Origin of the sequence: Cupriavidus sp. YAF13 (assembly GCF_052113425.1) — a bacterium.
Taxonomy (GTDB): Bacteria; Pseudomonadota; Gammaproteobacteria; order Burkholderiales; family Burkholderiaceae; genus Cupriavidus.
The window spans coordinates 1-24,999 of sequence record NZ_JBFRDD010000018.1 but is presented as its reverse complement, the minus strand read 5'-3'; the positions used below and the strand labels follow the sequence as shown (position 1 = coordinate 24,999).

General features: G+C 67.3%; 21 protein-coding genes. 13 read left to right on the top strand and 8 right to left on the bottom strand.

Features of this window, described 5'->3' with window-relative positions; genetic code table 11:
• Nucleotides 1–140: 140 nt before the first annotated feature.
• The 9 genes from AB4061_RS16355 to AB4061_RS16315 all read left to right on the top strand — a co-directional run bounded on the left by AB4061_RS16355 (nucleotide 141) and on the right by AB4061_RS16315 (nucleotide 9,225).
• The gene (locus AB4061_RS16355) at nucleotides 141–1,091 is read left to right on the top strand and encodes a LysR substrate-binding domain-containing protein (RefSeq protein ID WP_441635529.1); all 951 of its coding nucleotides are present in this window, start codon (nucleotides 141–143) and stop codon (nucleotides 1,089–1,091) included.
• A gap of 246 nt (nucleotides 1,092–1,337) precedes the next feature.
• Entirely contained in the window at nucleotides 1,338–1,883 is a 546-nt protein-coding gene (locus tag AB4061_RS16350) for a RidA family protein (protein ID WP_441635527.1), read from the top strand.
• A gap of 104 nt (nucleotides 1,884–1,987) precedes the next feature.
• Nucleotides 1,988–2,758 (top strand): ABC transporter ATP-binding protein, encoded by a 771-nt coding sequence (locus AB4061_RS16345; RefSeq protein WP_441635525.1) that lies wholly within the window; start codon nucleotides 1,988–1,990, stop codon nucleotides 2,756–2,758.
• Nucleotides 2,755–4,041 (top strand): ABC transporter permease, encoded by a 1,287-nt coding sequence (locus AB4061_RS16340; RefSeq protein ID WP_441635523.1) that lies wholly within the window; start codon nucleotides 2,755–2,757, stop codon nucleotides 4,039–4,041. The genes AB4061_RS16345 and AB4061_RS16340 overlap by 4 nt, the downstream gene beginning before the upstream one ends.
• Before the next feature lie 17 nt (nucleotides 4,042–4,058).
• On the top strand, nucleotides 4,059–4,730 hold the full coding sequence (locus tag AB4061_RS16335; protein WP_441635522.1) for a DUF3299 domain-containing protein: 672 nt from the start codon (nucleotides 4,059–4,061) through the stop codon (nucleotides 4,728–4,730).
• Between the two features lie 305 nt (nucleotides 4,731–5,035).
• On the top strand, nucleotides 5,036–5,938 hold the full coding sequence (locus AB4061_RS16330; RefSeq protein WP_441635520.1) for an NAD-dependent epimerase/dehydratase family protein: 903 nt from the start codon (nucleotides 5,036–5,038) through the stop codon (nucleotides 5,936–5,938).
• A 739-nt stretch (nucleotides 5,939–6,677) separates the two neighbouring features.
• Nucleotides 6,678–7,766, top strand: a complete 1,089-nt coding sequence (locus tag AB4061_RS16325; protein ID WP_441635518.1) for a LacI family DNA-binding transcriptional regulator — start codon at nucleotides 6,678–6,680, stop codon at nucleotides 7,764–7,766.
• Between the two features lie 106 nt (nucleotides 7,767–7,872).
• The gene (locus tag AB4061_RS16320; RefSeq protein WP_441635516.1) at nucleotides 7,873–8,178 is read left to right on the top strand and encodes a hypothetical protein; all 306 of its coding nucleotides are present in this window, start codon (nucleotides 7,873–7,875) and stop codon (nucleotides 8,176–8,178) included.
• 192 nt (nucleotides 8,179–8,370) lie between these two features.
• Entirely contained in the window at nucleotides 8,371–9,225 is an 855-nt protein-coding gene (locus tag AB4061_RS16315; RefSeq protein ID WP_441635514.1) for a transcriptional regulator, read from the top strand.
• A 28-nt stretch (nucleotides 9,226–9,253) separates the two neighbouring features.
• Here the strand turns inward: AB4061_RS16315 and AB4061_RS16310 are convergent, their stop codons facing one another.
• On the bottom strand, nucleotides 9,254–10,252 hold the full coding sequence (locus AB4061_RS16310) for a tripartite tricarboxylate transporter substrate binding protein (protein WP_441635512.1): 999 nt from the start codon (nucleotides 10,250–10,252) through the stop codon (nucleotides 9,254–9,256).
• A 267-nt stretch (nucleotides 10,253–10,519) separates the two neighbouring features.
• Between AB4061_RS16310 and AB4061_RS16305 the strand changes: the two genes are divergently transcribed.
• The 3 genes from AB4061_RS16305 to AB4061_RS16295 all read left to right on the top strand — a co-directional run bounded on the left by AB4061_RS16305 (nucleotide 10,520) and on the right by AB4061_RS16295 (nucleotide 14,837).
• Entirely contained in the window at nucleotides 10,520–10,960 is a 441-nt protein-coding gene (locus AB4061_RS16305; protein ID WP_441635510.1) for a DoxX family protein, read from the top strand.
• 51 nt (nucleotides 10,961–11,011) lie between these two features.
• Nucleotides 11,012–12,619, top strand: a complete 1,608-nt coding sequence (locus tag AB4061_RS16300) for an MFS transporter (RefSeq protein WP_441635508.1) — start codon at nucleotides 11,012–11,014, stop codon at nucleotides 12,617–12,619.
• A 154-nt stretch (nucleotides 12,620–12,773) separates the two neighbouring features.
• Nucleotides 12,774–14,837 (top strand): NAD(+) synthase, encoded by a 2,064-nt coding sequence (locus AB4061_RS16295; RefSeq protein WP_441635506.1) that lies wholly within the window; start codon nucleotides 12,774–12,776, stop codon nucleotides 14,835–14,837.
• Between the two features lie 57 nt (nucleotides 14,838–14,894).
• On the opposite strand, the gene AB4061_RS16290 is transcribed toward AB4061_RS16295, so the two are convergent.
• Nucleotides 14,895–15,413: a DUF3016 domain-containing protein gene (locus AB4061_RS16290; protein ID WP_441635504.1), complete on the bottom strand. Its 519-nt coding sequence runs from the start codon at nucleotides 15,411–15,413 to the stop codon at nucleotides 14,895–14,897.
• A gap of 73 nt (nucleotides 15,414–15,486) precedes the next feature.
• Nucleotides 15,487–16,440: a LysR family transcriptional regulator gene (locus AB4061_RS16285; RefSeq protein WP_441635502.1), complete on the bottom strand. Its 954-nt coding sequence runs from the start codon at nucleotides 16,438–16,440 to the stop codon at nucleotides 15,487–15,489.
• A gap of 125 nt (nucleotides 16,441–16,565) precedes the next feature.
• On the opposite strand from AB4061_RS16285, the gene AB4061_RS16280 reads away from it, so the two are divergent.
• Nucleotides 16,566–17,813, top strand: coding sequence for an MFS transporter (locus tag AB4061_RS16280; protein WP_441635500.1), 1,248 nt, complete (start codon nucleotides 16,566–16,568; stop codon nucleotides 17,811–17,813).
• 209 nt (nucleotides 17,814–18,022) lie between these two features.
• On the opposite strand, the gene AB4061_RS16275 is transcribed toward AB4061_RS16280, so the two are convergent.
• The 5 genes from AB4061_RS16275 to AB4061_RS16255 form a co-directional block, all read right to left on the bottom strand.
• Complete coding sequence (locus tag AB4061_RS16275; protein ID WP_441635498.1) at nucleotides 18,023–19,516, bottom strand: carboxylesterase family protein; 1,494 nt, start codon at nucleotides 19,514–19,516, stop codon at nucleotides 18,023–18,025.
• A gap of 4 nt (nucleotides 19,517–19,520) precedes the next feature.
• Nucleotides 19,521–20,858, bottom strand: a complete 1,338-nt coding sequence (locus tag AB4061_RS16270) for an MFS transporter (RefSeq protein WP_441635496.1) — start codon at nucleotides 20,856–20,858, stop codon at nucleotides 19,521–19,523.
• An 18-nt stretch (nucleotides 20,859–20,876) separates the two neighbouring features.
• Nucleotides 20,877–22,022: a porin gene (locus AB4061_RS16265; RefSeq protein ID WP_441635494.1), complete on the bottom strand. Its 1,146-nt coding sequence runs from the start codon at nucleotides 22,020–22,022 to the stop codon at nucleotides 20,877–20,879.
• A gap of 320 nt (nucleotides 22,023–22,342) precedes the next feature.
• Nucleotides 22,343–23,275 carry a LysR family transcriptional regulator gene (locus AB4061_RS16260; protein ID WP_441635492.1) on the bottom strand — a complete coding sequence of 311 codons (933 nt, stop codon included), beginning with the start codon at nucleotides 23,273–23,275 and terminating at the stop codon, nucleotides 22,343–22,345.
• A 113-nt stretch (nucleotides 23,276–23,388) separates the two neighbouring features.
• A complete protein-coding gene (locus AB4061_RS16255) occupies nucleotides 23,389–24,768 on the bottom strand; it encodes an MFS transporter (protein ID WP_441635490.1) in 1,380 nt (459 codons plus the stop codon).
• Nucleotides 24,769–24,999 lie beyond the last annotated feature (231 nt).

Below are 24,999 nucleotides of genomic sequence, written 5' to 3'. Positions count from 1 at the left end.
GGTCTTTGTTTTTTGCAGATGCTTTTTTTTCTTGCCTGAGAGGAATACTCGGCGTCGCGGATCTTTTCAGCAAACGACTTGATTGCACATACGCATGACTTATACTTATGCGTCCATCGCCCTCGCCCCCCAGGTGCCGCATGAAACGTTCGCTTCCTCCGCTGGTTTCGCTGCGCGCTTTCGAGGCCGCCGCGCGACACATGAGTTTTACGCTGGCCGCGGACGAGCTGTGCGTGACCCAGAGCGCGATCAGCCGGCACATCAAGAACCTGGAAACGCACTACGGGCTCAAGCTGTTCAACCGCCTGACGCGCGCCATCGAACTCACCCCGCAGGGCGCGCGCTTGTTCGACGTGGTGACGCGCTCGCTCGACCAGATCGAGACCGTTGCCCGCGAGCTCACCGGGGCCAGGAACTCGCGCAGCCTGCTGGTCAGCATCCTGCCCACGCTGGCGTCCACCTGGCTGATGCCGAGGCTGGTCAACTTCACGCAGGCGCACCAGGCTATCGAGATCCGGCTGATCACGTCGATCGATCCGGTTTCGTTCGATCGCGACAAAGTGGACGTGGCTATCCGTGTGGGCAAGCCGCCTGGCAAGCGGGCACGCAAGGGTGCGCCGCGCATCGACCTGGTGATGACGGACGAGTGGAAGGGCGTGGCCACGGAGCCGCTGTTTCCCGACAGCCTGGTGCCCGTATGCAAGCCTGGGCTGGTGAAAGGCCGGCTGCCCGCCAGCCCGGCCGCGCTGGCGCGGCTGCCGCTGATTCACACCGACTCCCGCGCGCATGCGTGGCCCGACTGGTTCGCCGCGCTGGACGTGCCCTACGCGGCCGGCGCGCAGGCCCTGCATTTCGGGCATTTCTTCATGTCGGTGCGGGCCGCCATCGAAGGCCGCGGCATCGCGCTGGTGCCTGATGTGCTGGTGGCCGAGGAGATCGCCTCCGGCAGGTTGGCCGTGCCGGTGCGCGAGCGCATCACCAGCGGCGGCGACTACTGCTTGCTGTACCGCAAGGAGCGGGCCGACGACTACGCCATCGCGGCGTTTCGCACCTGGCTGCACGCCGAGGTGGCGGCGATGCCGTCGATCTGAGCTGTCGTTGGCGCTGTCGATGGCGCTGTCGTTGGACCCACGTATGACCTCAAGGCATGCATGCGGCGCAAGGAGTCATTTGTCCGCGCACAGGGGCGGCTACTAGCATGGTGTCGTGACAATCGCGAGCGGGTTCGGTCTTTAGTGTTTCGTGTTCTGCGTCCCGCGTCCCGCGTTTGCACGGTCCGGCAAGGCAACGCCGCGTTGCCCGGATCCTCCTTGCTTGCATCTACCGACAGGCCCCCCATGCGCGCAACACGCTTGCTTTCGTGTATTTCCATCGCCACCCTCGTCGCTCCGGCACTTTGCATCGCCACGGCCAACGCCGCCGAGCAGATCGTCCGCCATCGCAACCCGGCGCACATGACCGAGCCCTGGGCGCGCGAGTTCGCCGAGGCGATCGAGATTCCCGCCAGCGCGGAGCAACTCGTGCTCAGCGGCGTGGGGCCCACGGTGGCGAATGCCTCCGCGCCGCCCGATACCGCGGCCTCCTATGGCGACACCGCGACCCAGACCCGCAACGTGCTCGGTCAGATCGAGCGCATCCTCAAGGACCGCGGCTACCAGATGGGCGACATCGTCTCCATGCAGGCGCTGATCGTGGCGGACCCGGCCACGGGCAAACCGGATTTCACTGGTTTCTCGGATGTCTATAACCAATATTTCGGGACCGGCAAGCAGCCCAGCGTGCCAGTGCGTACGCGCGCCGAAGTGTTGCGGCTGGTGCCGCCGGGGTGGCTGGTCGAGGTCACGGTCACCGCGAGCCGCGTGCCGGCGCGCCCGGCCAGGTAGACGCCAGGCCCGTCGCGGTGTGGATGCGGCCCGGGCCGCTTGCCATCCTTTGCCAGGTCACAGCATAATGCAACACTGTTGCATTATGCTTGGCGAGGTTCTGAATGGTGACTGGTATCGGCGAACGTGGCGAGGGCGGCAAGGCGAGCGGCGACGCCGTCATCGACCTGCAGGACATCGCATTCACCTGGCCCGCGCAGGCCGCGCCTGGCCTGCGGCTTGACCGGCTCCGGCTGGGCGCGGGCGAGCAGGTGTTCGTGTGCGGGCCCAGCGGCAGCGGCAAGAGCACCTTGCTGTCGATGCTGGCCGGCGTGCTGCTGCCACAGCAAGGCACCGTGCGCGTGCTGGGCACCGTGCTCGGCGCGTTGTCGGCCTCGCAGCGCGACCGCTTCCGCGCCGATCATGTTGGCCTGGTCTTCCAGCAGTTCAACTTGCTGCCGTACCTGTCGGTCGTGGACAACGTGTTGCTGCCCTGCCGCTTCTCGCCCGCCCGGCGCGAGCGTACGGCGGCACAAGGCGCGACGCCGGAAGCCGCCGCGCACGCGCTGCTCAGGCAGCTCGACCTGTCGCCGGCCCTGTGGCAGCGCCCTGTCACCCAGCTCTCGGTTGGCCAGCAGCAGCGCGTGGCGGCGGCGCGCGCGCTGATCGGCTGCCCGCAGGTGGTGCTGGCCGATGAGCCCACCTCCGCGCTGGACGCGCCGCGCCAGCAGGCCTTCATGGCGTTGCTGCGGCGCGAATGCGGCATCGCCGGCGCCAGCCTGGTGTTTGTCAGCCACGACGAGCGCTTGTCGGCGGGCTTCGCGCAGAGGTTGTCGCTGCCGGCGATCGACGCCACGGACGCCACGGACGCGATCCACGCGATGGAGCCGGCATGACGCTGATGCTATCGATGGCGGCGCGCAGCGCGTGGAACCGCCGCTTCAACCTGCTGCTGATGCTGCTGGCGATTGCCCTGTCCGTTGCCATGCTGCTGGGCGTGGAGCGTATCCGGCATGCGGTGCGGGAGAGTTTTGCGCAGTCGGTGTCCGGCACCGACCTGGTGGTCGGCGCGCGCACCAGCCCGGTCCAGCTGATGCTCTACACCGTGTTCCACCTTGGCGGGGCCAGCAACAACATGCGCTGGGACAGCGCCGAGCGGCTGGCGCGGCATCCGGCGGTGGCGTGGACCATTCCGCTCTCGCTGGGCGACTCGCACCGCGGCTTCCCGGTGCTGGCGACCACGGCCAGCTACTTCACCCACTACCGCTACGGGGACCGCCGTGTGCTGGAACTGGCGCAGGGCAGGATCTTCCCGTCGCTGTTCGATGCGGTGCTTGGCGCCGAGGTGGCGAGCCGGCTGGGCTACCGCGTGGGCGATCGCATCGTGCTTAGCCATGGCGAGGGCGGTGACGATGGCCCACAAGCCGATCATGCCAGCCATCATGAACATGCCGACAAGCCCTTCGTGGTCAGCGGCATCCTCGCGCGCACCGGCACGCCGGTGGACCGTACCGTGCATATTTGCCTGGAAGCCATGCAAGCCATCCACCTCGGCTGGGAGGGCGGCGTACCGCTGCCGGGCCTGGCGATCCTGCCGGAGCAGGTGCGCAAGTTCGACCTGGCGCCCCAAGGCGTGACGGGCGTGCTGGTCGGCCTGAAGCTGAGGTCGCAGGTGTTTGCCGTGCAGCGCGAGATTGCCGAAGACCCGCACGAGCCGCTGATGGCGGTGCTGCCGGGCGTGGCGCTGGACGAGCTGTGGCGGGTCATCGGCGTGGCCGAGCGCGCCATGCTGCTGGTGTCGGCGCTGGTGGTGGTGGTCGGGCTGGCGGGGTTGGCGTCCTCCATCCTTGCCGCGCTGGGCGAGCGGCGGCGCGAGCTGGCCATCTTGCGCGCCGTCGGCGCCCGCCCGCGCGACCTRCTGGCGATGCTGGCGCTGGAGGGGCTGGTGGTGATGGCCACAGGCGCCCTGCTCGGGCTCCTGTTGCTGAGCGCGCTGGCAGCGGGGCTTGGGCCCTATCTGGAAGCCACGTACGGCGTGGCCTTGCAAGCGGGCTGGCCCACGCCGGGCGAGTGGCCGCTGCTTGGCGCCGCAGTGGCCGCCGGCTTCTGCGTGAGCCTGCTGCCCGGGTGGCGCGCTTACCGCCTCAGCCTGGCCGACGGGCTGAGGCCGACCACATGATGCCCCGGACGCTAGGCATGACCCCACGTGTGCGACGCGCCTCGTTTGCGCTCACCATCATCGGCGTGGCCATGGCGGGCGCGGCGTATGTCTTCCGGCCGCCGTCCCCGCAAGCCAACGCGGATGCAGCCACCGCCGAGCCGCCCGCCTATGCGATAGGCGAGGCGCTGCGACCCGCGCCCGCCGCGCCCGCCGCGCCCGCCGCGCCCGCCGCGCCCGACCCCGCCTTGCGCGAGATCGGCTGGCAGGCCTTGCTGCCCAAAGGCTGGGATCCGCTGGCGCCATTCAAGGGCCTGCGGCTCGATGAACTGGAGGACGCCGATCCGCGCGCGCAGATCGCGCTATACAAAGCCCGCCAGTACTGGAAGAACGCACCGGTGGAGCCCTCGCTCGATGGCGCGGCGGTGCGCATAGCCGGCTTTGTCGTCTCGCTCGATGGCGAAGGCGAGGCGATCCGCGAGTTCCTGCTGGTGCCGTACTTTGGCGCATGCATCCATGTGCCGCCGCCGCCCGCCAACCAGGTCATCCACGTGCGCACGGACAAGCCGCTGGCGGGGCTGCGCAGCATGGACACCGTGTGGATCAGCGGGGCGATGCGGGTGGAGCGGGCGGACACCATGATGGGCTATGCCGGCTACGCCATGCCGGMGGCGAGCGTGCAGCCCTATCTGGCATCGCCGCGCCGTTAATCGGTGGCGTCGATCCGCTCGCACTGGCACGCGGATATCGGCGACGCGCGGCAGGAACGGGTCCTGATCGGCATCGGCATGGACGAATCCGCATTGCGCGCCACATGTCGCGTGCGCGCTGCCCATTCTTGCGCGGCAATCAAATATGTTCTGCACGCCGCACGGTTTTTCTCCGCATGGGTTGCGCGGATACTCGGGTCATGTTCATCCGGCCAGGGCCATCGCCTCACGGTCTCACGGCCTTACGGCCTCACGGCCCAGCCCCAATCCGGCGCGCTTTGCAAGCCCGCATCCAGGAGCATCCCATGCAAATCTTCATCACCGGCGCGGCCGGCTTTATCGGCGGCTCTGTCGCGGCTCACCTGATCGCCGCCGGGCATAGCGTGCGCGGCCTGGTCCGCAACCCGGCGCAGGCCGCACAGCTGGCCATGCGCGACGTCGTGCCCGTGCAGGGCACGCTCGACGACGCCGCCCTGCTGACGCGCGAGGCCGCGCAGGCCGACGGCGTGATCAACGCCGCCAGCAGCGACCACCGCGCCGCGGTAGAAGCGCTGCTGGCCGGATTGCGCGGCTCGGGCAAGCCGTTGCTGCATACCAGCGGCTCGAGCGTGATCGGCGACGACGCCGGCGGCAATGCCTTGTCGCCGCGCATCTTCGACGAACAGACGCCGTTCGTGGTGGAGCCGGGCAAAGCGGCACGCTACGCCATCGACCAGATGGTGCTGGCGGCCGCTGCGCATGGCGTGCGCAGCGCCGTGCTGTGCAACAGCATGATCTACGGCGTTGGCGCCGGGCTGCATGCCGACAGCGTGCAGATTCCGCCGCTGGTGGCGCAGGCCAGGCAAAGCGGCGTGGTGCGCATCGTCGGCGCGGGCGTGAACCGCTGGTCCAACGTGCATATCGCCGATGTGGTGGACCTCTATGCGCGCGTGCTCGACAGCGCGCCCGCGGGCGCCTTTTATTTCGTCGAGAACGGCGAGGCTTCGTACGCGGAGATCGGCGCCGCCATTGCCCGGCGGCTCGGCCTCGGGGCCGTGCAGGCCTGCTCAGTCGAAGCGGCCACGCCCATCTGGGGCGAGGGCCAGTCGCGCTACTCCTTCGGCTCCAACAGCCGCGTGCGCGCCCGGCGCGCGCGCTCGGAACTGGGCTGGCAGCCCCGGCATGCGTCGGTGACGGCGTGGATCGAGAACGAGATGCCGCTCGCCTGACGCCCGCCTGAAGCGCGGATTCATTCAGGCCATGGCCGCCATCGCTGCGCTGGACCGGGGCGGACGCTTGACCAGCCCGGAGGGGTTGGCGCCTGCCTGGGATTGAGGGCGGTGGGTTGGTTGCTGTATTTGCTGTAGTTGCCCGCGTAGATCAGCGCGCCCGGATAGATCGCGCGCAACGCTTGCCTGAACGCGGTCGCCATCGCCGGCGCGTCTTCCCAGTCCCCTTGGCGCGATGAAAGTTGCCCGCGCCAAGGCGGTCACGGCCTGAACCACTTCCTTCAGAATGCGCAGCCGGGGGCCGCCGCGATGGCGGCGGCCCCCGGCAACCCGCTGTCCTTGCATTTGTCCCACGACCGCCTATGATCTGTAAATCGATTTAGTAAATCGTTTTACGGAGACGCTTAATACCAAAGACCTAGTACCGAGCGCGGAGCCGAGGCAATCGTTGAGTCAGCCGAAGTGCAGCACGACGCGTCTCGCCGCTGGCTGGTGCCGTCCTCCCTGGCCTTGCCGCGCGTGCTGGCCATTAAGCCCAAAGGCTGGTGTCGGCGGCGCTCGCCATCCTGTCCGGGACGATCCTGGAAGGCGTGCCGGCGCTGGTCCTGTTCGGTCCGCCGCTCATGCCCGCTGCTCATGCGCACTGGGCAGCAGGCCGGCGTGCATCCGCTACACTTCGGCACGGTGATGCTGACGCCATGGCTACCCCGCCCGATGAAGCTGGCATGAGATCCCGATAATGGCAACCATACAAGATGTCGCCAGATTGGCGAACGTATCCGCGAGTTCCGTTTCCAATGTGCTCAATGGACGCACCGAACGGCTCAATCCCGCCACGTTCGAGCGGGTGCAGGAGGCCATCCGCGCGCTCGGGTTCCGGCCCAGCCAGGTCGCGCGCCAGCTCAAGACCGGCCGCACGCCGATGCTGGGGCTGCTGGTGCCGTCCACCGCCAACCCCATGTACGGCCAGCTCGCGCTGAAGATCGAGGCCGAGGCGCAGCGCCAGATCGGCTACCGCGTGCTGCTGGGCAATACCAACCGGGACCGGGAGCAGGAGTCGCGCATGCTCGACGACCTGCTCTCGTTCGGCGTGCACGGCGTGATCATCGTGTCGTCGCTCACCGACGAGCAGCATTTCCTGGCGGCGACCCGGCAGGGGCTGGCCATGGTCAGCTACGACGGCGGCGCCGACGCGAACATGCCGGCGCGCATCGATCATGTGGCGCCCGACAACTTCCAGGCGGGCCACCTGGCCGCGTCGCACCTGATCGAGCTGGGCCACCGGCGCATCGCCTTTGTCATGCCCGCCGGGCGCACGGTGAGCCGCGCGAGCAAGATCGCCGGTTTCCAGGCGGCGGTGAAAGAGGCCGGGCTGGGGGACGCGGCGGTGATAGAGTGCCCGCCCACCGCGCATTACGGCGATGCCGAACTGGCGGAACTGGGCCAGGTCCTGGCGGGGCAGCTGGCGCGGGCCAGCACGCGCCCCACCGGGCTCATCGCGGTCAACGACATGATGGCGATCGGGCTGATGTCCGGCCTGCACCAGGCGGGCCTGTCGGTGCCGGACGATGTCTCGGTGATCGGCATGGACGACATCGGCATGTGCTCGTACACCAATCCCGCGCTGACCTCGGTGGCCATGCCATTTGGCGAGATGGCGCAAGCCATGGTGCGGCGGGTCATGCTGCGGCTGGCGCAACCGGACGAAGCACCGATCCGCCTGTGCTTTCCCAGCGGGCTGGTGGTGCGCCAGTCCACCGCGAAGCCGCCTGCCGCCAACCGGCTGGCCGGCGCGAGCGCATCAATGCCAGGCGTGAGGCACGCATGACAAGCCCATGGCCGCGGTGGAAGCCCGCAGCCATGGACGGATGGAACCAGGCACGCCGTGCGTGGCCGTGGTTGTCACAAATCGACCTGAATCGTGGAGGAACGAGATGGTGCTCGACAAACCGGAACGCCGGCTGGCAGGCCCGGCCAGGACGTATATCGAGGCCGGATATGCCATCGAGGTGGATATCCTGGAGGTGGCGCAAGGCAGTTGGGGAGCGCTGGTCCGCCTGTCAAAGCTGGCCGACGGCCAGGTCCCCGCCGCGCACTTCATGCTCAACCGCACGTTCGAGGACCGCGCCATGGCGTTCTCGTACACGCTGGCGCTGACGCGCTCCTGCGTAGCGCAATTCGCACCGGCCTCCGCGACCGAGATTGCCGAGATGCTCAAGACCGGCAAGGCGGACCACTAGGATAGCGCAGGCTATCCAGCATGCAGCAGACGCGGCGCACCCGCACCACAAATGCCCGGAACGATTCGGCGCCAGCCCTGGCCGGCGCGGGATATCCGGCGAACGATCGCAACGGCACGCGCGGCCCCCCGGGCGCCGGCACGCTGCGGCAAGAGCTGAAGAGGGGACCCACCAGGCAATCAGGGGGGCAGCATGGAGAACACCACGGTGTTCACAAGGCAGGAACTAGACACTTACTTTGCTTCATATGTGGGGATGGAGGGGGGCAATCCGCGGGCCTCGGTCTGGTTTTGCGACAGGAGCCCGCATCCGTGGTCCGAGCACCTGAGCGCGCCACTCAAGCCGCGCCTGGCGCCGCTCGCCTGGGACGCGGCGTTTCGCGCCGCGCACCGCGCCAGCATGGGCAAATGGCTCAGCCACCAGCGCATTGCCCGCATCATGGCCGCTGCCCGCGCTGAGGTGCTGGGCTTGCGCGACGACGATGCCGATGCCGACTGGAAGCCCTATTACGAGCACCACCTGTACACCGCCTGCGGGGCCGAGTTCAAGCTCAACCTGTTTCCCCTGCCCATGCAGCTCGATGGCCTGACCCCCTGGTCCACGGTGTTCCGCGGCCAGCCGGCCCTGGTGCCCAAGGAGCGCTACCTGGATCTGTGCCGGCACGGCGGACGCTTCCGCTTCCTGGCCGAGATGTGCGCGCGCTGGCGGCCCAAGGTGGTGGTGTGCCTGGGCCACCGGCATACCGAGGATTTCGTCAACGCGTTCGCGCTGGACTACGCGGCGGTGCGGGACGAGAAACTGCAGCCCGCCGACCTGGTGAAATCACTGCGGGTGTTCACCCGCGACGACACCACCTGGATCATCTGCCCGGCGCTGGCCGGCCCCTCCGGGCTGACTTCCGATGTCTTGCTGAACGCCTTCGGCAAGCTGCTTGCCGCCAGCCTGGACGCGAGCGACTTCGGCGTTGTGCAGACCGGCCGCAAGGCCGTGGGCTTCAGGCCATGGCCACAGGCCGCGGCTTACCTGCAGGCCGAGCCCATGCGCTGACGTCGTCCCATCCTCGCATCGATTTGCATCAGTCCGCCTTGAGGCCGATCCGCAGGGCCAGCTTGGTCCATCGCGCGATATCGGCGTTCACCACCCGCTGGAACTCCGCCGGCGTGCTGTGGGTGGTGGCGAAACCCAGGTTCGCCAGGTTGGCCCTGACTTCCGGCCTGGCAATGACCCTGGCGATCTCCAGGTTGAGCTTCTGCACGACCTCGGGCGAGGTGCCCGCTGGCGCCAGGATGCCGAACCACTGGTCAACGTCGTAGCCCGGCAGGCCCAGTTCGCTCGCCGCCGGCACCTCGGGCAGGAACGGCGAGCGGCCACGGGACGTTACCGCCAGCGCGCGCAGCTTGCCGGTCTTGAGGTAGGGCAGGGTGTTGGTGAGCGTGTTGATGCTGACGTCCGCCTGGCCGCCCAGCACATCGGTCATGGCCGGGGCGCATCCCTTGTAGGGAATGTGCAGCAGATCGGTCCTCGCCGAGATCTTCAGCAACTCGCCCGCCAGGTGCTGCGGCGTGCCGTTGCCGCACGACGCATAGCTGGGCGGCTTGCCCGAGCGGCCGGCTGCGATCAGGCCCTTGAAGCCATGGATCGGGGAGTGTTCCGGCACAGCGATCACGGACGGCACCGACGCAAACGCGATGACCGCGCTGAAGTCCTTGCCTGGCTCGAAGGGCAGCTTGCGGAACACGCCGGGATTGATGGCGAAGCTGCTGTTGACCACCAGCAGGGTATAGCCATCCGCCGGGCTCCTTGCCACCAGCTCCGCGCCGATATTGCCGCTGGCGCCGGGCCGGTTGTCCACCACCACGGCCTGCCCGAGGCTGCGCCCAAGTTCCGTGCCGATCACCCGCGCCAGGGTATCGGTGCCGCCGCCCGGCGGAAAGGTCACTACCAGGCGGATTGGCCGCTGCGGGAAGTCACTGGCGGGGCTGGCGTTGGCATTGGCCCGGCCCGGCATGCCTGCCAGCGCCGCGCCAAGCAACGAGATCGCCGCGAGGCAGCGTACGACGGATGAGAATTTCATGTGAAGCCATCTTCGGATGACCGACATGATAGAGCAGCATGCGCGCACACATGGCGGCAGGGTGATTGCCGCGGCCGTGGGCGCCGGGCGGCTTCGGTTCCCTTCGTCCTGGCCCGGCCGCATCCTACAATCACATGGTGTGACGCCGTCGCGGCTCGTGGCCGGCAGGACGGCGGGCGGCGCGGCCTGTTCCGGTTTCACGCCTTTGCGGTTTGGCAAGTGAGTTGGCAAGCGAGTTGGCCACTTACCTATCAAGGGGATGCATCGATGGAATCGAGAAGCTCGTACCCCGGGATCTCCAGCGGCAATGGCCTGTCGCGCACCGGGTCCGTCATTGCGTGGATAGGCTTGCTGGGGCTCTGCGCGGCCTATCTGCAGGGCGGCATCAACAAGGCGCTGGATTTCCCCAGCGCCGTGGCGGAACTGGCGCACTTCGGCCTGGCGCCAGCGGCGCCCCTGGCGGCGGCCACCATCGCGCTCGAACTGGGGGCTTCGCTGATGATCCTGCTCGGCTTCTATCGCTGGGCCGGCGCGCTGGCGCTGGCGGTGTTCACCGCCTTTGCCACCTTTATCGCCAACCGGTTCTGGCTGATGGCGCCGCCGGAGCGTTTCATGGCGGCCAATGCCTTCTTCGAACACCTCGGCCTGGTTGGCGGCTTTGTGCTGGTGGCCTGGTACGACCTGCGTCACCGGCGCCATCGTGGCTAGCCGGGCGCGTCGCCGCGGCGGACCGCCGGCATTACTGGACCTGGAGCTGAAATGAGTCAGGAACTCTCCGGCGCCGCGCTGGCCGAGCCTGCGGGCGGGCCGTGGAGCCCCTTGCGCAACAAGGTGTTCCGGGCCGTCTGGCTAGCCACGCTGGTCTCCAATATCGGCACCTGGATGCATGATGTGGGCGCCGGCTGGATGATGACGTCGGTCAGCCCGTCGCCGCTGATGGTGGCGCTGGTGCAGGCCGCCACCACGCTGCCGATGTTCCTGTTTGCGCTGCCGTCCGGCGTGCTGGCCGATATCGTGGACCGGCGCAAATACCTGCTGTTTGCCCAGGCCTGGATGCTGGTGGTGGCGACGGCGCTGGGCCTGCTGGCGCTGGCCGGGCTGGTAACGCCGGCGGTCTTGCTGGTCGCCACCTTCTTGCTTGGCACCGGCGCGGCGATGAGCGCGCCGCCATTCCAGGCCATCGTGCCGGACCTGGTGCCCAAGCCGGAGTTGCAATCGGCGGTGGCGCTCAACTCGCTCGGGGTGAATATCAGCCGGGCGATCGGGCCTGCCCTGGGCGGCGTCGTGCTGACCCTGTTTGGCCCACCTGCCGTGTTCCTCCTCAATGCGGTATCGGTGGTGGGCGTGCTGTGGGTGATCTACCAATGGCAGCCCGCGCAGGCCGCACGGCGCTTGCCGCCCGAGCATTTCTTCCAGGCCGTGCGGGCGGGCCTGCGCTACGTGCAGGCGGCGCCAGTGCTGCAGGTGGTACTGGTTCGCGCAGTGGCGTTCTTTGCTTTCGGCAGCGCCGGTTGGGCGCTGTTGCCGCTGGTAGCGCGCAGGGAACTGGCGGTGGGCCCCGGTGGCTATGGGCTGCTGCTGGCGTGCGTGGGCGCCGGCGCGATCGGCGGCGCGCTGATGCTGCCGCGCTTGCGCAAGCTGCTCTCGCCCGACTGGCTGGTGCTGGGCGCCAGCGTGATCTTTGCGCTGGCCTTGTTCGCCATGTCGGGCATCAAGCGCTTCGCCCTGATCGCCATCGTGCTGCTGTTTGCAGGCCTGGCGTGGATTGTGGTGCTGTCCGTGCTCAATGGCGGTGCGCAGCGTAGCGCCGCCGGGTGGGTCAAGGCGCGGGCGCTGGCGGTCTACCTGCTTGTGTTCTTTGGTTCGATGGCGGCCGGCAGCGCGGTATGGGGACAGGTTGCCTCGCTAAAAGGCACGGCGCCGGCCCTGCAGGTGGCCGGCGCGGGCATGTTGCTTTTCGCCGCGCTGGCCATGCGCTGGCGGCTGGCCGATTCTCCCGACCTCGATCTCACCCCGTCGCCGCATCTTGCGGGCGCGCCGGTGCTTGACGAGACCGCGGGCGACCGCGGCCCCGTGATGATCAGCGTCGAGTACTACGTCGACAAGGCCAATGCCGCTGCGTTCCATGCCGCCGCCCGCGAGCTGCGGCGCGTGCGCCGGCGGGGCGGGGCGCTGTCATGGAATCTGTTCGAGGACATGGACGAGCCGGGGCGCTATGTGGAGACGTTCGTCATCGAGTCGTGGCTGGAGCATCTGCGCCAGCATGAGCGCTTCAGTGTGAACGACAAGGCGATCCAGGCCCGCGTCCATGCGCTGCACCTGGGGCCGGCGGCGCCCAGGGTCCGGCATTTCGTGTCTCCGCTTTAGCGAGCGCGCTGCATCGCTGTGCCCGGCTCATCCGAACACACTCCAGCACCGCCAGCCGCGCGCGTCGTAGAATTGCGCCATATACCGCACAACCTACTTCCCCGCCCGGCTTGCGCCGCAAGCGCTGCACCGCGCAGTGCAAGGATGATTTGACATGTCTGACACGAAGAACCCGTTCCTCAATATCTACGCCCATGGCTTTGCCCGCGTGGCCGTGGGCGTGCCGGTGTGCCGCGTGGCCGATCCGGCCTTCAATGCCGCCGAAACGATCGCGCTGGCCAGGGATGCCGCCAGCCAGGGTGCGGCGCTGGTGGCCTTTCCGGAGCTGGGCTTGTCCGCCTATACCTGCGACGACCTGTTCCATCAGCGCGCCTTGCTAGACGCCTGCGAGGCGGCCCTTGCCGCGATCGCCGCTGCGTCGAAGTCGATTGCCGCGACGCTGGTGGTGGGGCTGCCGCTGCGGGTCGAGCATCAGTTGTTCAACTGCGCGGCGGTGGTAGCCGGCGGGCGCATCCTTGGCGTGGTTCCCAAGACTTACCTGCCGAACTACTGGGAGTTCTACGAGGCGCGCCAGTTCAGTTCGGCCGATAGCGCGGTAGCCACCGAGGTGCTGCTATGCGGCAGCAAGGTGCCTTTTGGCGCCGGCCTGCTGTTCGAGGCGCAAGACGTGCCGTTCCTGCGCTTCCATGTGGAGATCTGCGAGGACGTGTGGGTGCCGATTCCGCCGTCGTCGTTCGCGGCGCTGGCGGGCGCGACCGTGCTGGTGAACCTGTCGGCCTCCAACATCGTGATCGGCAAGTCCGGCTACCGGCATCAGCTGGTCAGCCAGCAGTCGGCGCGCTGCCTGGCGGCGTACCTGTACAGCTCGGCGGGCAAGGGCGAGTCGTCCACCGACCTGGCGTGGGACGGGCAGGCGCTGATCTACGAGAACGGTGAGCTGCTGGCGGAGTCCGAGCGCTTTGCCGACAGCTCGCACCTGACCTTTGCGGATGTCGACCTTGAGCGCCTGTCGCGCGAGCGCATGCACCAGACCACGTTCGGCCACTCGGTGCGGCGCCATAGCGCGGAGGTGTCGAAGTTCAAGGTGATCCCCTTCGCCATGAACCTGGCGCTGGACAAGCCATTGGCGCTGCGCAGGACGGTGGAGCGGTTCCCCTACGTGCCGTCTGACGCGCGGCGGCGCGACGAGCGCTGCAGCGAGGTCTACAACATCCAGGTGCAGGCGCTGGTCCAGCGGCTGTCGTCCAGCGGCATCTCCAAGGTGGTGATCGGCGTCTCCGGCGGGCTGGATTCCACGCACGCGCTGCTGGTGTGCGCCAAGGCCATGGACCGGCTGAAGCTGCCGCGCACCAACATCATCGGCATCACCATGCCGGGCTTTGCCACCAGCGACCGCACGCTGCTCCAGGCGCGCAAGCTGATGGAGGTGGTGGGCTGCGTGGCCAAGGAGATCGACATCCGGCCAAGCTGCGTCGAGATGCTCAAGGACCTCGACCATCCCTACGCGTCTGGCAAGCCTGTGTACGACGTCACGTTCGAGAACGTGCAGGCCGGCGAGCGTACCAACCATCTGTTCCGCTTCGCCAATCACAGCCACGCCATCGTGATCGGCACCGGCGACCTGAGCGAGCTGGCCCTGGGCTGGTGCACGTATGGCGTGGGCGACCACATGTCGCATTACAACGTGAACGGCAGTGTGCCAAAGACGCTGATCTCGCACCTGGTCCGCTGGGTGGCGGAGACCGGGCAGATCGGCAATGCCGGCTCGGACGTCCTGCTCGACGTGCTTGGCACGGAGATCAGCCCGGAACTGGTGCCGGGCGACTCCGCCGACGCTCCCCAGCAAAAGACCGAGAACTTCATTGGTCCGTATGAGCTGCAGGATTTCAACCTGTACTACACGCTGCGGTTCGGCTTTGCGCCGACCAAGATCGCCTTTCTTGCCTTGAGCGCATGGGGCGAGCGCGACAAGGGCAACTGGCCTGACGGGCTGGACGCGGTGCGCAACGTGTACAAGCTGGCCGACATCAAGCGCAATCTGCGCATCTTCCTCGACCGTTTTTTCCGGACCAGCCAGTTCAAGCGCTCGTGCGTGCCGAACGGGCCCAAGGTGGGGTCGGGCGGCTCGCTGTCGCCGCGCGGAGACTGGCGGGCACCGAGCGATTCGGAGTCCGTGGTGTGGATGAAGGACCTCGACCGGGTGCCCGACGAGATTTGATGGCGCCGGGGTGGCTCTGGACTTTGGCTATCGCTCGATGACGTGCTCGTTGGTGTGCTAGTTGGCATGCTCGACCACGCGCTGGACGATGCGCTTGTCGAACCAGTCATCCAACATGGCCTTCTCATAGCGTAGCGGGTCGCTGCTCGCGTAGGTGTTGACCGACATCAAGAAATTCATGTCGACGAGCCGGTCTTCGCCGCTGGCCAGCACCTGGTCGCCCTGGCTCAGGGTGTAGCGCAGCGTCATGCGCGGCCAGGTGATGTCCCGCACCACGCGCACATCCTGGCCGTGGAAACGCAGCGGCTCGAAGCGGCCCGCCAGGTCGATGTCGAGTACCTCGATCTTGAGCGTGTCGCCCGGCGGCACCTTGCGCCCGGCCAGGCGCTCCAGGTGCTGGCTGATATCGTGCTCCACGGTGGCGAGATCTTTCTCGCTGGCGTACGCGTGGCTGTATGCGGCATCGGTGTAGCTTTCCGGGTTGAGGAAGGAGACGGAGAGGCGACCGCCGGGCGGCGCGGCAAGCGCGTGGATGCTAAACAGTGCCACGGCGGCAAGGCACAGGTCTTTACGCATTGCAACCTCCCGTTCCGTGACGAACCTATCGGGTTCGACTCCGGACGGGGAATGCTTGTTCCGGGCGGCGCATTCAGCCTGCCATGGTCGCCGGCACGCATTGCCGCATCGTCTCCACAAAGCGGCGCAGCTTGGCCGGATAAAAGCTCGCATAGGGATAGATCAGGTACATCGGCAGCGAGGAGGCTTGCCACTCGGGCACCAGGTGCAGCAGCCGGCCCTGTGCAATATCCTCGGCCATCAGCCAGGCCGATGCCACGGCCACGCCCAGGCCCAGCGCCGCCGCGCTGCGCAACGCATACAGGCTGTCGGTGCCCACGCGCGGGCGGAACGTCAGCCGCTGGCTCTCGCCCGTGACCGCATGGGTCAGCGTCACCTCGTTGCGATAGAAGGTGCGCAGGGAAAGCCAGGGCAGCATGGCCAGCTCGTTCGGGTGCGAGGGCATCGCCGAGCCTTGCAGCACGGCAGGGGCGGCAACAACGATGCGGGGCACCTCGGCAAGCCGGATCGCCACCACCGACGGATCGCTCACCTCGCCAACGTGGATGGCGCAGTCGATGCCGTCGGCAATGAACTCCGGTGTCCGGTCATACAACAGCCACTCCACCGTCACCCGCGAGTGACGGCGCAGGAACTCCGCCAGCGGCCCCACCAGCTGCTGCTGCCCGAAGGCATGCGGCACCACGACCCGTAGCGTGCCTTCGGGCTCGTCACCGGCGCCGCGCAGGTCCGCTTCGAAAGCCTCCCATCCCGCTACCAGCTCCTTGGCGCGCCCGAAGCAGCGCTCGCCATCCTCGGTGAGCTTCATTGCATGGGTCGAGCGCTGCAGCAGGCGCAGGCCAAGCGAGCGCTCCAGGCTTTGCAGGCGGCGGCTGATGGTGGGCTGGGTGGTGCCCAGTTGCGCGGCGGCCGCCGACAGGCTGCCGGCCTCCACGATCCGCACGAAGGTCTGCATCAGCTCTACGCGGTCGGCGGAAGGCGTGGAGGGGGTGGCTGGAGCGACTGGGGGGGAGGGCTGGGTTTTCATGGTTTCCGGCATGGCGGCCATTGGTCATGCGTCTGGCGTATAGCCATTGTGCGAAGTGTAGTACTACCACGTGCCGCGGGCCACCGGCAAACTCCGGCCATGTTTTCCACCTGAGGGCTAACGCAATGTCTTCCATTCAAGCTGCGCATACCACCGCTGCCGCGCACACCGCGCACACGGCGGATTCCCCTGCCACCGGCCTGCCCGCGCGGCTGGTCCTGCTGCTTGCCGCGGGCGCCGGCCTGGCGGTGGCGTCGCTGTACTACAGCCAGCCCATGCTCGGCGTGCTGGGCCCGGACATCGGCGCGTCCGATGCGGCGGTCGGCCTGGTGCCCACGCTCACGCAGCTCGGCTATGCGCTGGGCATCCTGCTGCTGGCCCCGCTGGGCGACCGCTACGACCGCCGGCGCATCATCCTGGCCAAGGCTGCCGTGCTCAGCGTCGCGCTGCTGGCCAGCGGCGCTGCCTCCGGCATCGGGCTGCTGCTGGCCACCAGCCTGGCGATCGGGCTGGCCGCGACGATGGCGCAAGACATCGTGCCGGCCGCCGCCACGCTGGCGCCCGAGTCGCACCGGGGCAAGGTTGTCGGCACCGTGATGACCGGGCTGCTGCTCGGCATCCTGCTCTCGCGCGTGCTCAGCGGGTTTGTGGCCGAGCACTTCGGCTGGCGCGTCATGTTCGTGATCGCAGCGGCCAGCATTGCGCTGATCGGCGTGGTGGCCGCGCGCGGCCTGCCGCGCTTCAAGCCCACCACCCATCTTGCCTACAGCGCGCTGCTGGGCTCGCTCGGCAAGCTGTGGCAGAAGCACGGTGCGCTGCGCCGGGCGACGCTGTCGCAGGGGCTGCTGTCGGTTGGCTTCAGCGCATTCTGGTCGACCCTGGCCGTGATGCTGCACGGCGCGCCGTTCCACCTGGGCAGCGCGGCGGCTGGCGCATTCGGCCTGGCCGGTGCCGCCGGCGCGCTCGCCGCACCGCTGGCGGGCCGCCTGGCAGACCGCAAGGGCCCGGAGCTCGTCACCCGCCTGGGCATTGCGTTGACCGCGATCTCGTTCGCCGGGATGCTGTTCTCGCCGCTGCTTGCACCGCACGCACGGCTGTGGCTGATTGGCGCCAGCGCGCTGGGCTTCGACCTTGGCGTGCAGGTTACGCTGGTCGCGCACCAGACCATCGTCTACGGCATCGAGCCTGGTGCCCGCAGCCGCCTCAATGCGGTGCTGTTTGTGGGCATGTTCGTGGGGATGGCAGCCGGCGCCGCGCTGGGCAGCGTGCTGCTGGCGCGCTGGGGCTGGATGGCGGTGACGCTGTTGTCTACCGCGACGGCCATCGGGGCGCTGGTGGTGCGGATGTGGCCGGGTGCACGGCTGGCCCGGTGATGGCTTGACGTTGCCCAACCGGAGACGAAAGGAGCCCCGCCAGCCTGGGAAAGGGCATGGCGGGGCGAAGGTACGGCGCCAGGGGCCACTCACGTACATGGACGAGTCTGGGACCAGGAGAAGGCCGCGAATGTCTGCCGCCACACAGAGCGGGGCGGGTATTGTCGGCCAGAGACGAGGTTGTCACTGGTTCCCGGACGGATCGCTACTCATGGCTGGCGCTCAGTGGCAAGCAAGGGATGCCACGGCTTCCAGGAGATGCCGGCATCCGCGATGTCCGCGATGCCCGGCGCGGCGACGTTGAAGGGCTGCCACGCAGCACCAGACAGCGTGGCTGGCTTTCCCGCCGTGACAAAGCTGGATATGGCCAGGCGGAATGCGGCGCCCACGTTCTCGAATGTCTCTTCGGGGATATTTGCAATCATGGGCGCATCAAGCCAGTCGCCGCGGTTCCCGAACAGGAAGGGCAGTTCCAGGCAGTGCGGGCTCATGAGGTTTGGCACGCGGCTCTGCACGCTGAACCGGTATGGATAGACAGGCTTGGCCGCGCCGGCGAGAGCGCTGGAGATCTCGCGCGCCGCGGCGCCGAACAAGCTGTATCCGCTTGCATCGACCAACTGGGTGTACGGCGTGTGGGCCGGGCGCGCGGCGGCAAAGGCCGCGTAATGCTTCATTGCGGCCGCCCCGAACCTGGTCTCGAACCAAGCCATGACCTGCTGCGCCGAGGCTTCCACCACCTCGGGCGCGGCTGCCATGAAGGCGGTACTCTCGTCAGCCGTAAAGCCTAGCAGGGACGCTGACACGTGCGCTTGCCTGGCCGCACGCGGCAGGTCGAAGAGCCAGTCGGGGACAAGGCCATCTTCCGCCACCGGCCGGAAGCCGACCGAGACTTCGCCGAACCTGGCGCGCGACCGCATCAACTGGCTTTGCGCGGCAAGGATGTCATTGACCGACAAGGTATCGATGTCTTGCGCGCCTGCGGCGTCGAGCAACGCGAGGCTCGTGCGATACGCGTCGTCCGGCGACAGCGGCGGCAGGGCCGGCAGGCTGAACATGGCGTTCCGATGGAGCAGCCCCTTTGACGCGGGGCTGACGCCAAGCAACCAGGCGTAGTAGGCCCCGGCCGACTGGCCGCCCACCGTGACGCGCGCCGGATCGCCGCCAAACCGGCTGATATGTTCCTGCACCCACTCCAGGGCGCGAATCAGGTCGCGAACGGCGCGATTGGCGCCGCGCGCATCGCTGGCATCGGTGAAATGACCCAGCGCGCCAAGCCGGTAGTTGACCGTGACCACGACCATCCCGCTTTCCCTGGCCATGCACTCGCCGTCATACCAGGCAGCGGTGCCACCGCCGGTGAGAAAGCCGCCGCCATGAATGAACACGAACACTGGCCGGCGCTCCGCATCCCGCGGCGCCCACACATTGAGGAGGAACGCGTCTTCGGACTGCGGGTTGCGGTCGATGCCGTTGCCCATGACCGTGGCCAGGCGCGAAGGCGCTTGCGGGAAGACCGCGCCGAGCGCGGTGGCATCGCGTTCGCCAGTCCATGCGGACGGCGGCGTCACCTCGGATAACCGGCTCCCAGGATGGGCTCGCTCGCCATAAGGCACCCCGCGAAATGCAAGGACGCCATCGGACGCCTCGCCACGGATGGCGCCGATGGACAAGGCCAACACAACGGATTTCTCTTTGACTGGCATTGGATCAGACTCCAGGTTCACGCAACTTGCGGATAAGGAACGGTACGATCACGGCGCACACCAGCACCGTGCCGCCGACAGCGGCGATGATCTCGGGCAGTCCCACGCCGGACTTGATCAACAGCCCGACAGAGCCCGCGCCCGCCAGCGATCCCACGCGGCCGAGCGCGCTGGCCCAGCCCGCGCCCACGGAACGTATCTGCGTGGGGTAGGCCGCAACCGCGACGGCGTTGAGCACGACGATGGGCCCGCTGATCAGGAAGCCCGAGCAGAACACGGCGACGGCGTACCCAGCCGTGGCATCGGGCGAGGCGATCAGAAGCGGGCTGGCGGCACCGGTCAGCAAGGCGATCCCAACAAGATTCAGCGGCGCGATGCGGCGGATGGCGAAGGCGCCCACCACCGCGCCGGCCAAGCCGCCAAACTGGAACAGGGACGCCGTCCTGGAGGCCATGGCAACGCTTTCCCCGGTACTCCTGATCAAGGTCGGGAGCCAGCTTGCGATGACATAGAAGCTGCCCAGTATCAGGAACATCAGCAGCCAGAGCAGCACCGTGGTTGACCGGTACTGCGTGCTGAAGAGCTGCGCCACGCTGCCCTTCGTGATCTCGGCCGGCGGCGCGGGAGCCTTGAACATCGCTGCGCCAGGCTGGGGCGCGCCCAGCTTGGCCAGGGCGGCGCATACCCGGCCCGAACCGGCCCCGGTCTGCACCAGGAACGCTGGCGACTCAGGCAACAAGGCAAGGATGGCGGGAACGAGCAGCAGCGGCCCGATGCCGCCGAGGAGAAACAGCCCCTGCCAGCCGATGCTGTCGATCAGATGCCCGGTCAGGAAGCCGGCCGCGGCTGAGCCGAACAGGAACCCGCAGAACACGCCGGAGAGCGCGGATGCGCGCCGGCGGGCGGGCAGCAATTCCGCCAGCAGCGCGGCAACGGCGGGCATTGCCACGCCGACGCCCACGCCGGTCATGCATCGCCATGCCACCAGCTGGAATAGCGACGCGCTGAACGCAGAGGCGAGGGTGGCTAGCGCAAACGCGAGCGTGCCGGCCACGAGCACAGGCTTGCGGCCTCGCGTATCGGCAACGCTTCCCGCGGTGATATAGCCGAACAGCAGCCCAAACATCCCCGCTGCGATGGCTGCGGAGATCTCGGCAGGCTTCGCGCTGAAATGCGTGGCGATCTGCGGCGCAATGAATCCAATGATGGCTGCATCGAAGCCCTCGAGCGCAACCACGGCAAAGCAGATGGCGATGATGCGGCGGCGGTGTCGATTGGGCGGGATGTTGTCGATCACCTCGGAGATGTCCAGGGGATCGACATGCAATGGGGGGTTCTTCATGGTAGGCGCGCGTCCCGCTCAGAATGCGTGTTCGACAAAGAGCCCGGACAGGACTTGCTTGTTGCTGTCCGACGGGCCGGCAGCGCCGTTGATGAAGGCCTTGGCGTCCGCGGTGCCCCCCGCCTTCTGGAACGCGGCTTGCAGGTAGACGTGGGTTCTCAGCGACAGCGCCTTGTCCAGTTTCAGCAGGATCTGATGCGCGTAGCGGTCCTGCAGCGCCGCATTGCCCTTCATGTACTGGTAGTGGAGGTTAATCGTGTAGCTATTGCCCACAGGCACGGTCGAGCCGGCGCCGAACGTGTCGATCGCGCCATTGGTGATCGCGTTTCTCACGCGGGTGTAAGACCCGGCAATCGTTGACTCGCCGATGTTCCACTTCGCCCCCAGCCCCATCGTCTGGAAGTGCGCGCGGCTGGTGGGCGTGCTGCTATCCCTGAAATCCGTATAGGCGACGGCGGCGCCATAGCGCGGGGTTTCGTAGAGTGCGCCGAGGCTATAGGTGCTTCCGTCGTTGATCGAGCTGGTGCGCTCGCCGAGGGCGTACATCGCGCCGAGCTTGAGCGGCCCGAATTGCCTGGTGTACTTGGCCGCGTTGGCCAGCGCTTCGCCGTTGGTCCGGTCGGCGTCGAACGAACCCGTGCGAGCCGGGCTGTAGACGCCGCCAAAATTCAGGAACGGCCCCTGCGGGCTGCCCCAGATGCCACCGAACCACGAGCCGCTGAAGCCGGGGATCGTCAGGAAATCGAACATGAAGTCCCGGGTGTATCCCAGGGCAAGGTCGCCGAGCGAACCGCGCAGGCCAACGATCGCATTGGTGTTGAAGAGCTGCCCGACCGTCTGGCCGTTATCCGCAAAGAACCGGCCGGCCAGCCTGAAGTACGCCGCCATGTCCGGCGACAACGTCTCGGAACCGTTCATGGCAATGTAGTTGGGCCGGTACGGGCCGGAGTCGACGCCATAGCGGGAAGCCCCTCCGACATTCGACGTCACCGTGGGGCCCGCCGTTACCAGGCCGCTGAGTGAGACACCGTCGGGCTGCGCGGCCGATGCACTTGCCGCGCAGCCCAGCGCGGTTGCTGCCAGGCTTGCCAGGAAAAGCTGGCGCAGATGAACTCGTGGAAATGCACTTCCCGTGATGGCAGACCTGCAGCCGTTCTTCCTCATTGCTTCCTCTTTTCGTGGTTTCGGTTGGAGCGCTCAGCAGAACAAGGTGGCGATCTCTCTGATATCCGGCGAAGACTTGCCGCGTGGGCGATGTCTTTAGCCTGCGACCGATACCGATGGTAGAGCGAAGGTGGAGCGGCAAGGCATGACGAATTTGAGAAGCATCATGCGTAGGTCGCATGGCCTGTGCCGGCGCTTCGAGGCAGGTGAAAGAGCGTGGCGGACGCGGGCCACGGCACGGGAAAACGCGGTGGCACCCGTGCGATGCGGATGATTTCCAAGGGGCGTCCGATTGCCCGCGCATGGGGCAAGCCGGAGGCTTAGTGGCTGCCGGCGTCCCAGGAGGATTCGACCACGCGCCGCAGACTGAGGATAAAGCTGCGCGTCTGCCGCGTGCTGGTCCGGTCGCGCCGCCAGATGGCCGACAGCGGGCCAAGACTGAGATTGAACGACAGCGGGAGGATGCTGATTTCGCCGCGCGCGGCCATGAAGCGTGCGGCGCTTTCTGGGAGTTGCCACAGGAAGTGGCCGTGCGACATCAGTTCGCGCCCCAGTTCCAGCGAGAGCGCGCCCACAATTTCCGGCGCCGGGAGACCGGCTTCCCGGATTTCATGCACCAGCATTTCCCGAAGGATGCTTCCCGGTGGCGCGGAGATCCAGGGGTACTGGACGCACGTGGCGATATCGACATCCTGCCTGGCCAGCGGATGATCCGGTGCGCACGCAAGCACGATGCCGTCATGCACCAGCGCGGCAGTCCGGTAGGTTTCCGCGCTCTGGCTTCTCGGGGCGCGGCTGATGAGCAGGTCGATCGCGCCGGCATCCAGTTTCTCGATCAGGGCCTCGTGCGATCCGACTTCCACCGTGATCTCCACGCGCGGATTCGCCTGCCGGAACAGGAGTATGGCCTCCGCCAGCGGCCACCGGCTGAACATCGAGAAGCAGCCCAGGATCATGTTGCCGAGATCGCCCCTGGCGATGGCACCCAGATCCGCCTCGGCCTTGTGGAAGTCGCTCAGGAGCAAGGCCGCATGGCGGCACATCGCGGCCCCGAGCGCGGTGGCCATCATGCCCTTCGCGGATCGTTCGAACAGCTTCCCGGCAACGATCTCCTCGACCTCGGCAACCGCCCGCGAGAGCCCGGACTGCGTCATGTGCAATTGCTCGGCGGCCTTGGACAGGTTTCCAAGTTCCGCGACGGAGAGAATGATCTCCAGATGGCGCGTCCGAAGCTTTCCGCGAAATGGGGTCATTGTTTGTGGACTTGAATGAACTTTCGGGATGCGCCCCTCGGCCGGGCAGCCCGGAGCGAATCGCGATCTTACCCGTCAGCGCWTGGGTGGCGGCGCTTGCGCCGCACGCCCCCTTACGATGTTGTGCGTGACCCCGCCACCAGCGCGATGGGTGCTACATGCTCCGTCTTGCCCTCGCCATGCTGCGCCGAAGCCGAGCGCCGATGATCGATCAGCAAGACTGCCATCATCGCGATCACCGCCGGAATGGCGATGGCCACGAAATTTTGCTGCAGCGGCAGCGACATGCCCACCAGCGCGCCGATCACGATCGGCGCCAGGATGGCGCCGCTGCGTCCGATGCCCGACGCCCAGCCAATGCCGGTCGCGCGGACCGCCATCGGATAGAACTGCCCGGCATAGGCGTAGGTGACGATCTGCGTGCCGATGGTCGATGCGCCGGCCAGCGCCACCAGCACGAACAGCAGCGCGGTGGGCACCGGGTAGCCCAGCAGTGTGATCGATACCGCGGCCAGGGCGTACATGCCCACCAGCACGTACTTGATATTGAAGCGGTCCGCCAGCCAGCCGCCGCCGATGGCGCCGATCATGGCGCCAAAGTTCAGCACCAGCACGAAGGTGAGCGCCGAGCCCAGGCTATAGCCTGCGCCGGCCATCATCTTGGCCAGCCAGGAGCTGAGCGCGTAGACCATGAACAGGCACATGAAGAACGCCACCCAGAACATCACCGTGGAAAAGCCGCGTCCGTCCTGGAACAGCTTGCCAATGGGTGCGTCGCCCGCCTTGTCGCCGGCGGGCAGCGCGAACTGGTCGCCGGGCTGGGGCCGGTAGCCTGGTTCCAGGCGGGAGGCGATGTGCTTGAGTGCATCGACCTGGCCCGATTTGATCAGGAAGGGCATGGACTCCGGCAAGGACTTCAGGATGACCGGGATCAGCAGCGCCGGCAGGCCGGCGGCAAGGAAGACTGATTGCCAGCCGTAGCTTTCAATCATGCCTTTGCCCAGTAGCGCGGCCAGCATGCCGCCCACCGAGTAGCCGCTGAACATCAGCGTGACCATGGTCCCGCGAATCTTGCGCGGCGAGTACTCGGTCATCTGCGCCACCACGTTCGGCATGACCCCGCCGATGCCCAGGCCGGCCAGGAAGCGCGTCACGCTGAATGTCACGGGATCGCTGGTGAAGCCGGCTGCCGCGGTGAAGACGCTGAACAACAGGATGCAGATGGCGATGGCGCGGCGCCGCCCGATACGGTCGGCCACGGTGCCCATGAAGATCGCGCCGAACATCATGCCGAACAGCGCGGCGCTGACCATGAAGCCGGCGCTGGTGGCGTCCACGCCCATGCCCTTCATGATCGAGGGCAGCGCGATGCCGACCACGGCCAGGTCATAGCCGTCGAAGATGATGATGAGGGCGCACCAGAGGAGGATTTGGGCGTGGAAGCGGTTGAAGCGGGCTTCGTCGGCTAGTTTGTGGATGTCGATATGGGGCATGGGGTGTCTCCGTTTGGGTTTTGTTTTTGTTGGGTGGGGTTGCAACTGCTAAATGTCAAAGGCAACTTCAACTGCAGTTTCACCTCCCCTGCGGGGCGGCGACCTACTTTTTTGTCTTGCCAAAAAAGTAGGCAAAAAAGGCGCGCCGGATGGGGCGACTACCCCCTCGGGATTCGGCGAAAAGAGCGGCCGGGACCCAAACTCGCATCGCCTTAAGGCGATACTCAGACA

Bases quoted from the DNA above. Each gene is read 5' to 3' on its own strand.
- AB4061_RS16300 (WP_441635508.1), top strand. From the start codon at position 11,012: ATGAGTCAGGAACTCTCCGGCGCCGCGCTGGCCGAGCCTGCGGGCGGG.
- AB4061_RS16275 (WP_441635498.1), bottom strand. From the start codon at position 19,516: ATGCCAGTCAAAGAGAAATCCGTTGTGTTGGCCTTGTCCATCGGCGCC.
- AB4061_RS16305 (WP_441635510.1), top strand. From the start codon at position 10,520: ATGGAATCGAGAAGCTCGTACCCCGGGATCTCCAGCGGCAATGGCCTG.
- AB4061_RS16270 (WP_441635496.1), bottom strand. From the start codon at position 20,858: ATGAAGAACCCCCCATTGCATGTCGATCCCCTGGACATCTCCGAGGTG.
- AB4061_RS16285 (WP_441635502.1), bottom strand. From the start codon at position 16,440: ATGAAAACCCAGCCCTCCCCCCCAGTCGCTCCAGCCACCCCCTCCACG.
- AB4061_RS16260 (WP_441635492.1), bottom strand. From the start codon at position 23,275: ATGACCCCATTTCGCGGAAAGCTTCGGACGCGCCATCTGGAGATCATT.
- AB4061_RS16255 (WP_441635490.1), bottom strand. From the start codon at position 24,768: ATGCCCCATATCGACATCCACAAACTAGCCGACGAAGCCCGCTTCAAC.
- AB4061_RS16320 (WP_441635516.1), top strand. From the start codon at position 7,873: ATGGTGCTCGACAAACCGGAACGCCGGCTGGCAGGCCCGGCCAGGACG.
- AB4061_RS16315 (WP_441635514.1), top strand. From the start codon at position 8,371: ATGGAGAACACCACGGTGTTCACAAGGCAGGAACTAGACACTTACTTT.
- AB4061_RS16280 (WP_441635500.1), top strand. From the start codon at position 16,566: ATGTCTTCCATTCAAGCTGCGCATACCACCGCTGCCGCGCACACCGCG.
- AB4061_RS16330 (WP_441635520.1), top strand. From the start codon at position 5,036: ATGCAAATCTTCATCACCGGCGCGGCCGGCTTTATCGGCGGCTCTGTC.
- AB4061_RS16290 (WP_441635504.1), bottom strand. From the start codon at position 15,413: ATGCGTAAAGACCTGTGCCTTGCCGCCGTGGCACTGTTTAGCATCCAC.
- AB4061_RS16350 (WP_441635527.1), top strand. From the start codon at position 1,338: ATGCGCGCAACACGCTTGCTTTCGTGTATTTCCATCGCCACCCTCGTC.
- AB4061_RS16325 (WP_441635518.1), top strand. From the start codon at position 6,678: ATGGCAACCATACAAGATGTCGCCAGATTGGCGAACGTATCCGCGAGT.
- AB4061_RS16295 (WP_441635506.1), top strand. From the start codon at position 12,774: ATGTCTGACACGAAGAACCCGTTCCTCAATATCTACGCCCATGGCTTT.
- AB4061_RS16265 (WP_441635494.1), bottom strand. From the start codon at position 22,022: ATGAGGAAGAACGGCTGCAGGTCTGCCATCACGGGAAGTGCATTTCCA.
- AB4061_RS16355 (WP_441635529.1), top strand. From the start codon at position 141: ATGAAACGTTCGCTTCCTCCGCTGGTTTCGCTGCGCGCTTTCGAGGCC.
- AB4061_RS16345 (WP_441635525.1), top strand. From the start codon at position 1,988: ATGGTGACTGGTATCGGCGAACGTGGCGAGGGCGGCAAGGCGAGCGGC.
- AB4061_RS16310 (WP_441635512.1), bottom strand. From the start codon at position 10,252: ATGAAATTCTCATCCGTCGTACGCTGCCTCGCGGCGATCTCGTTGCTT.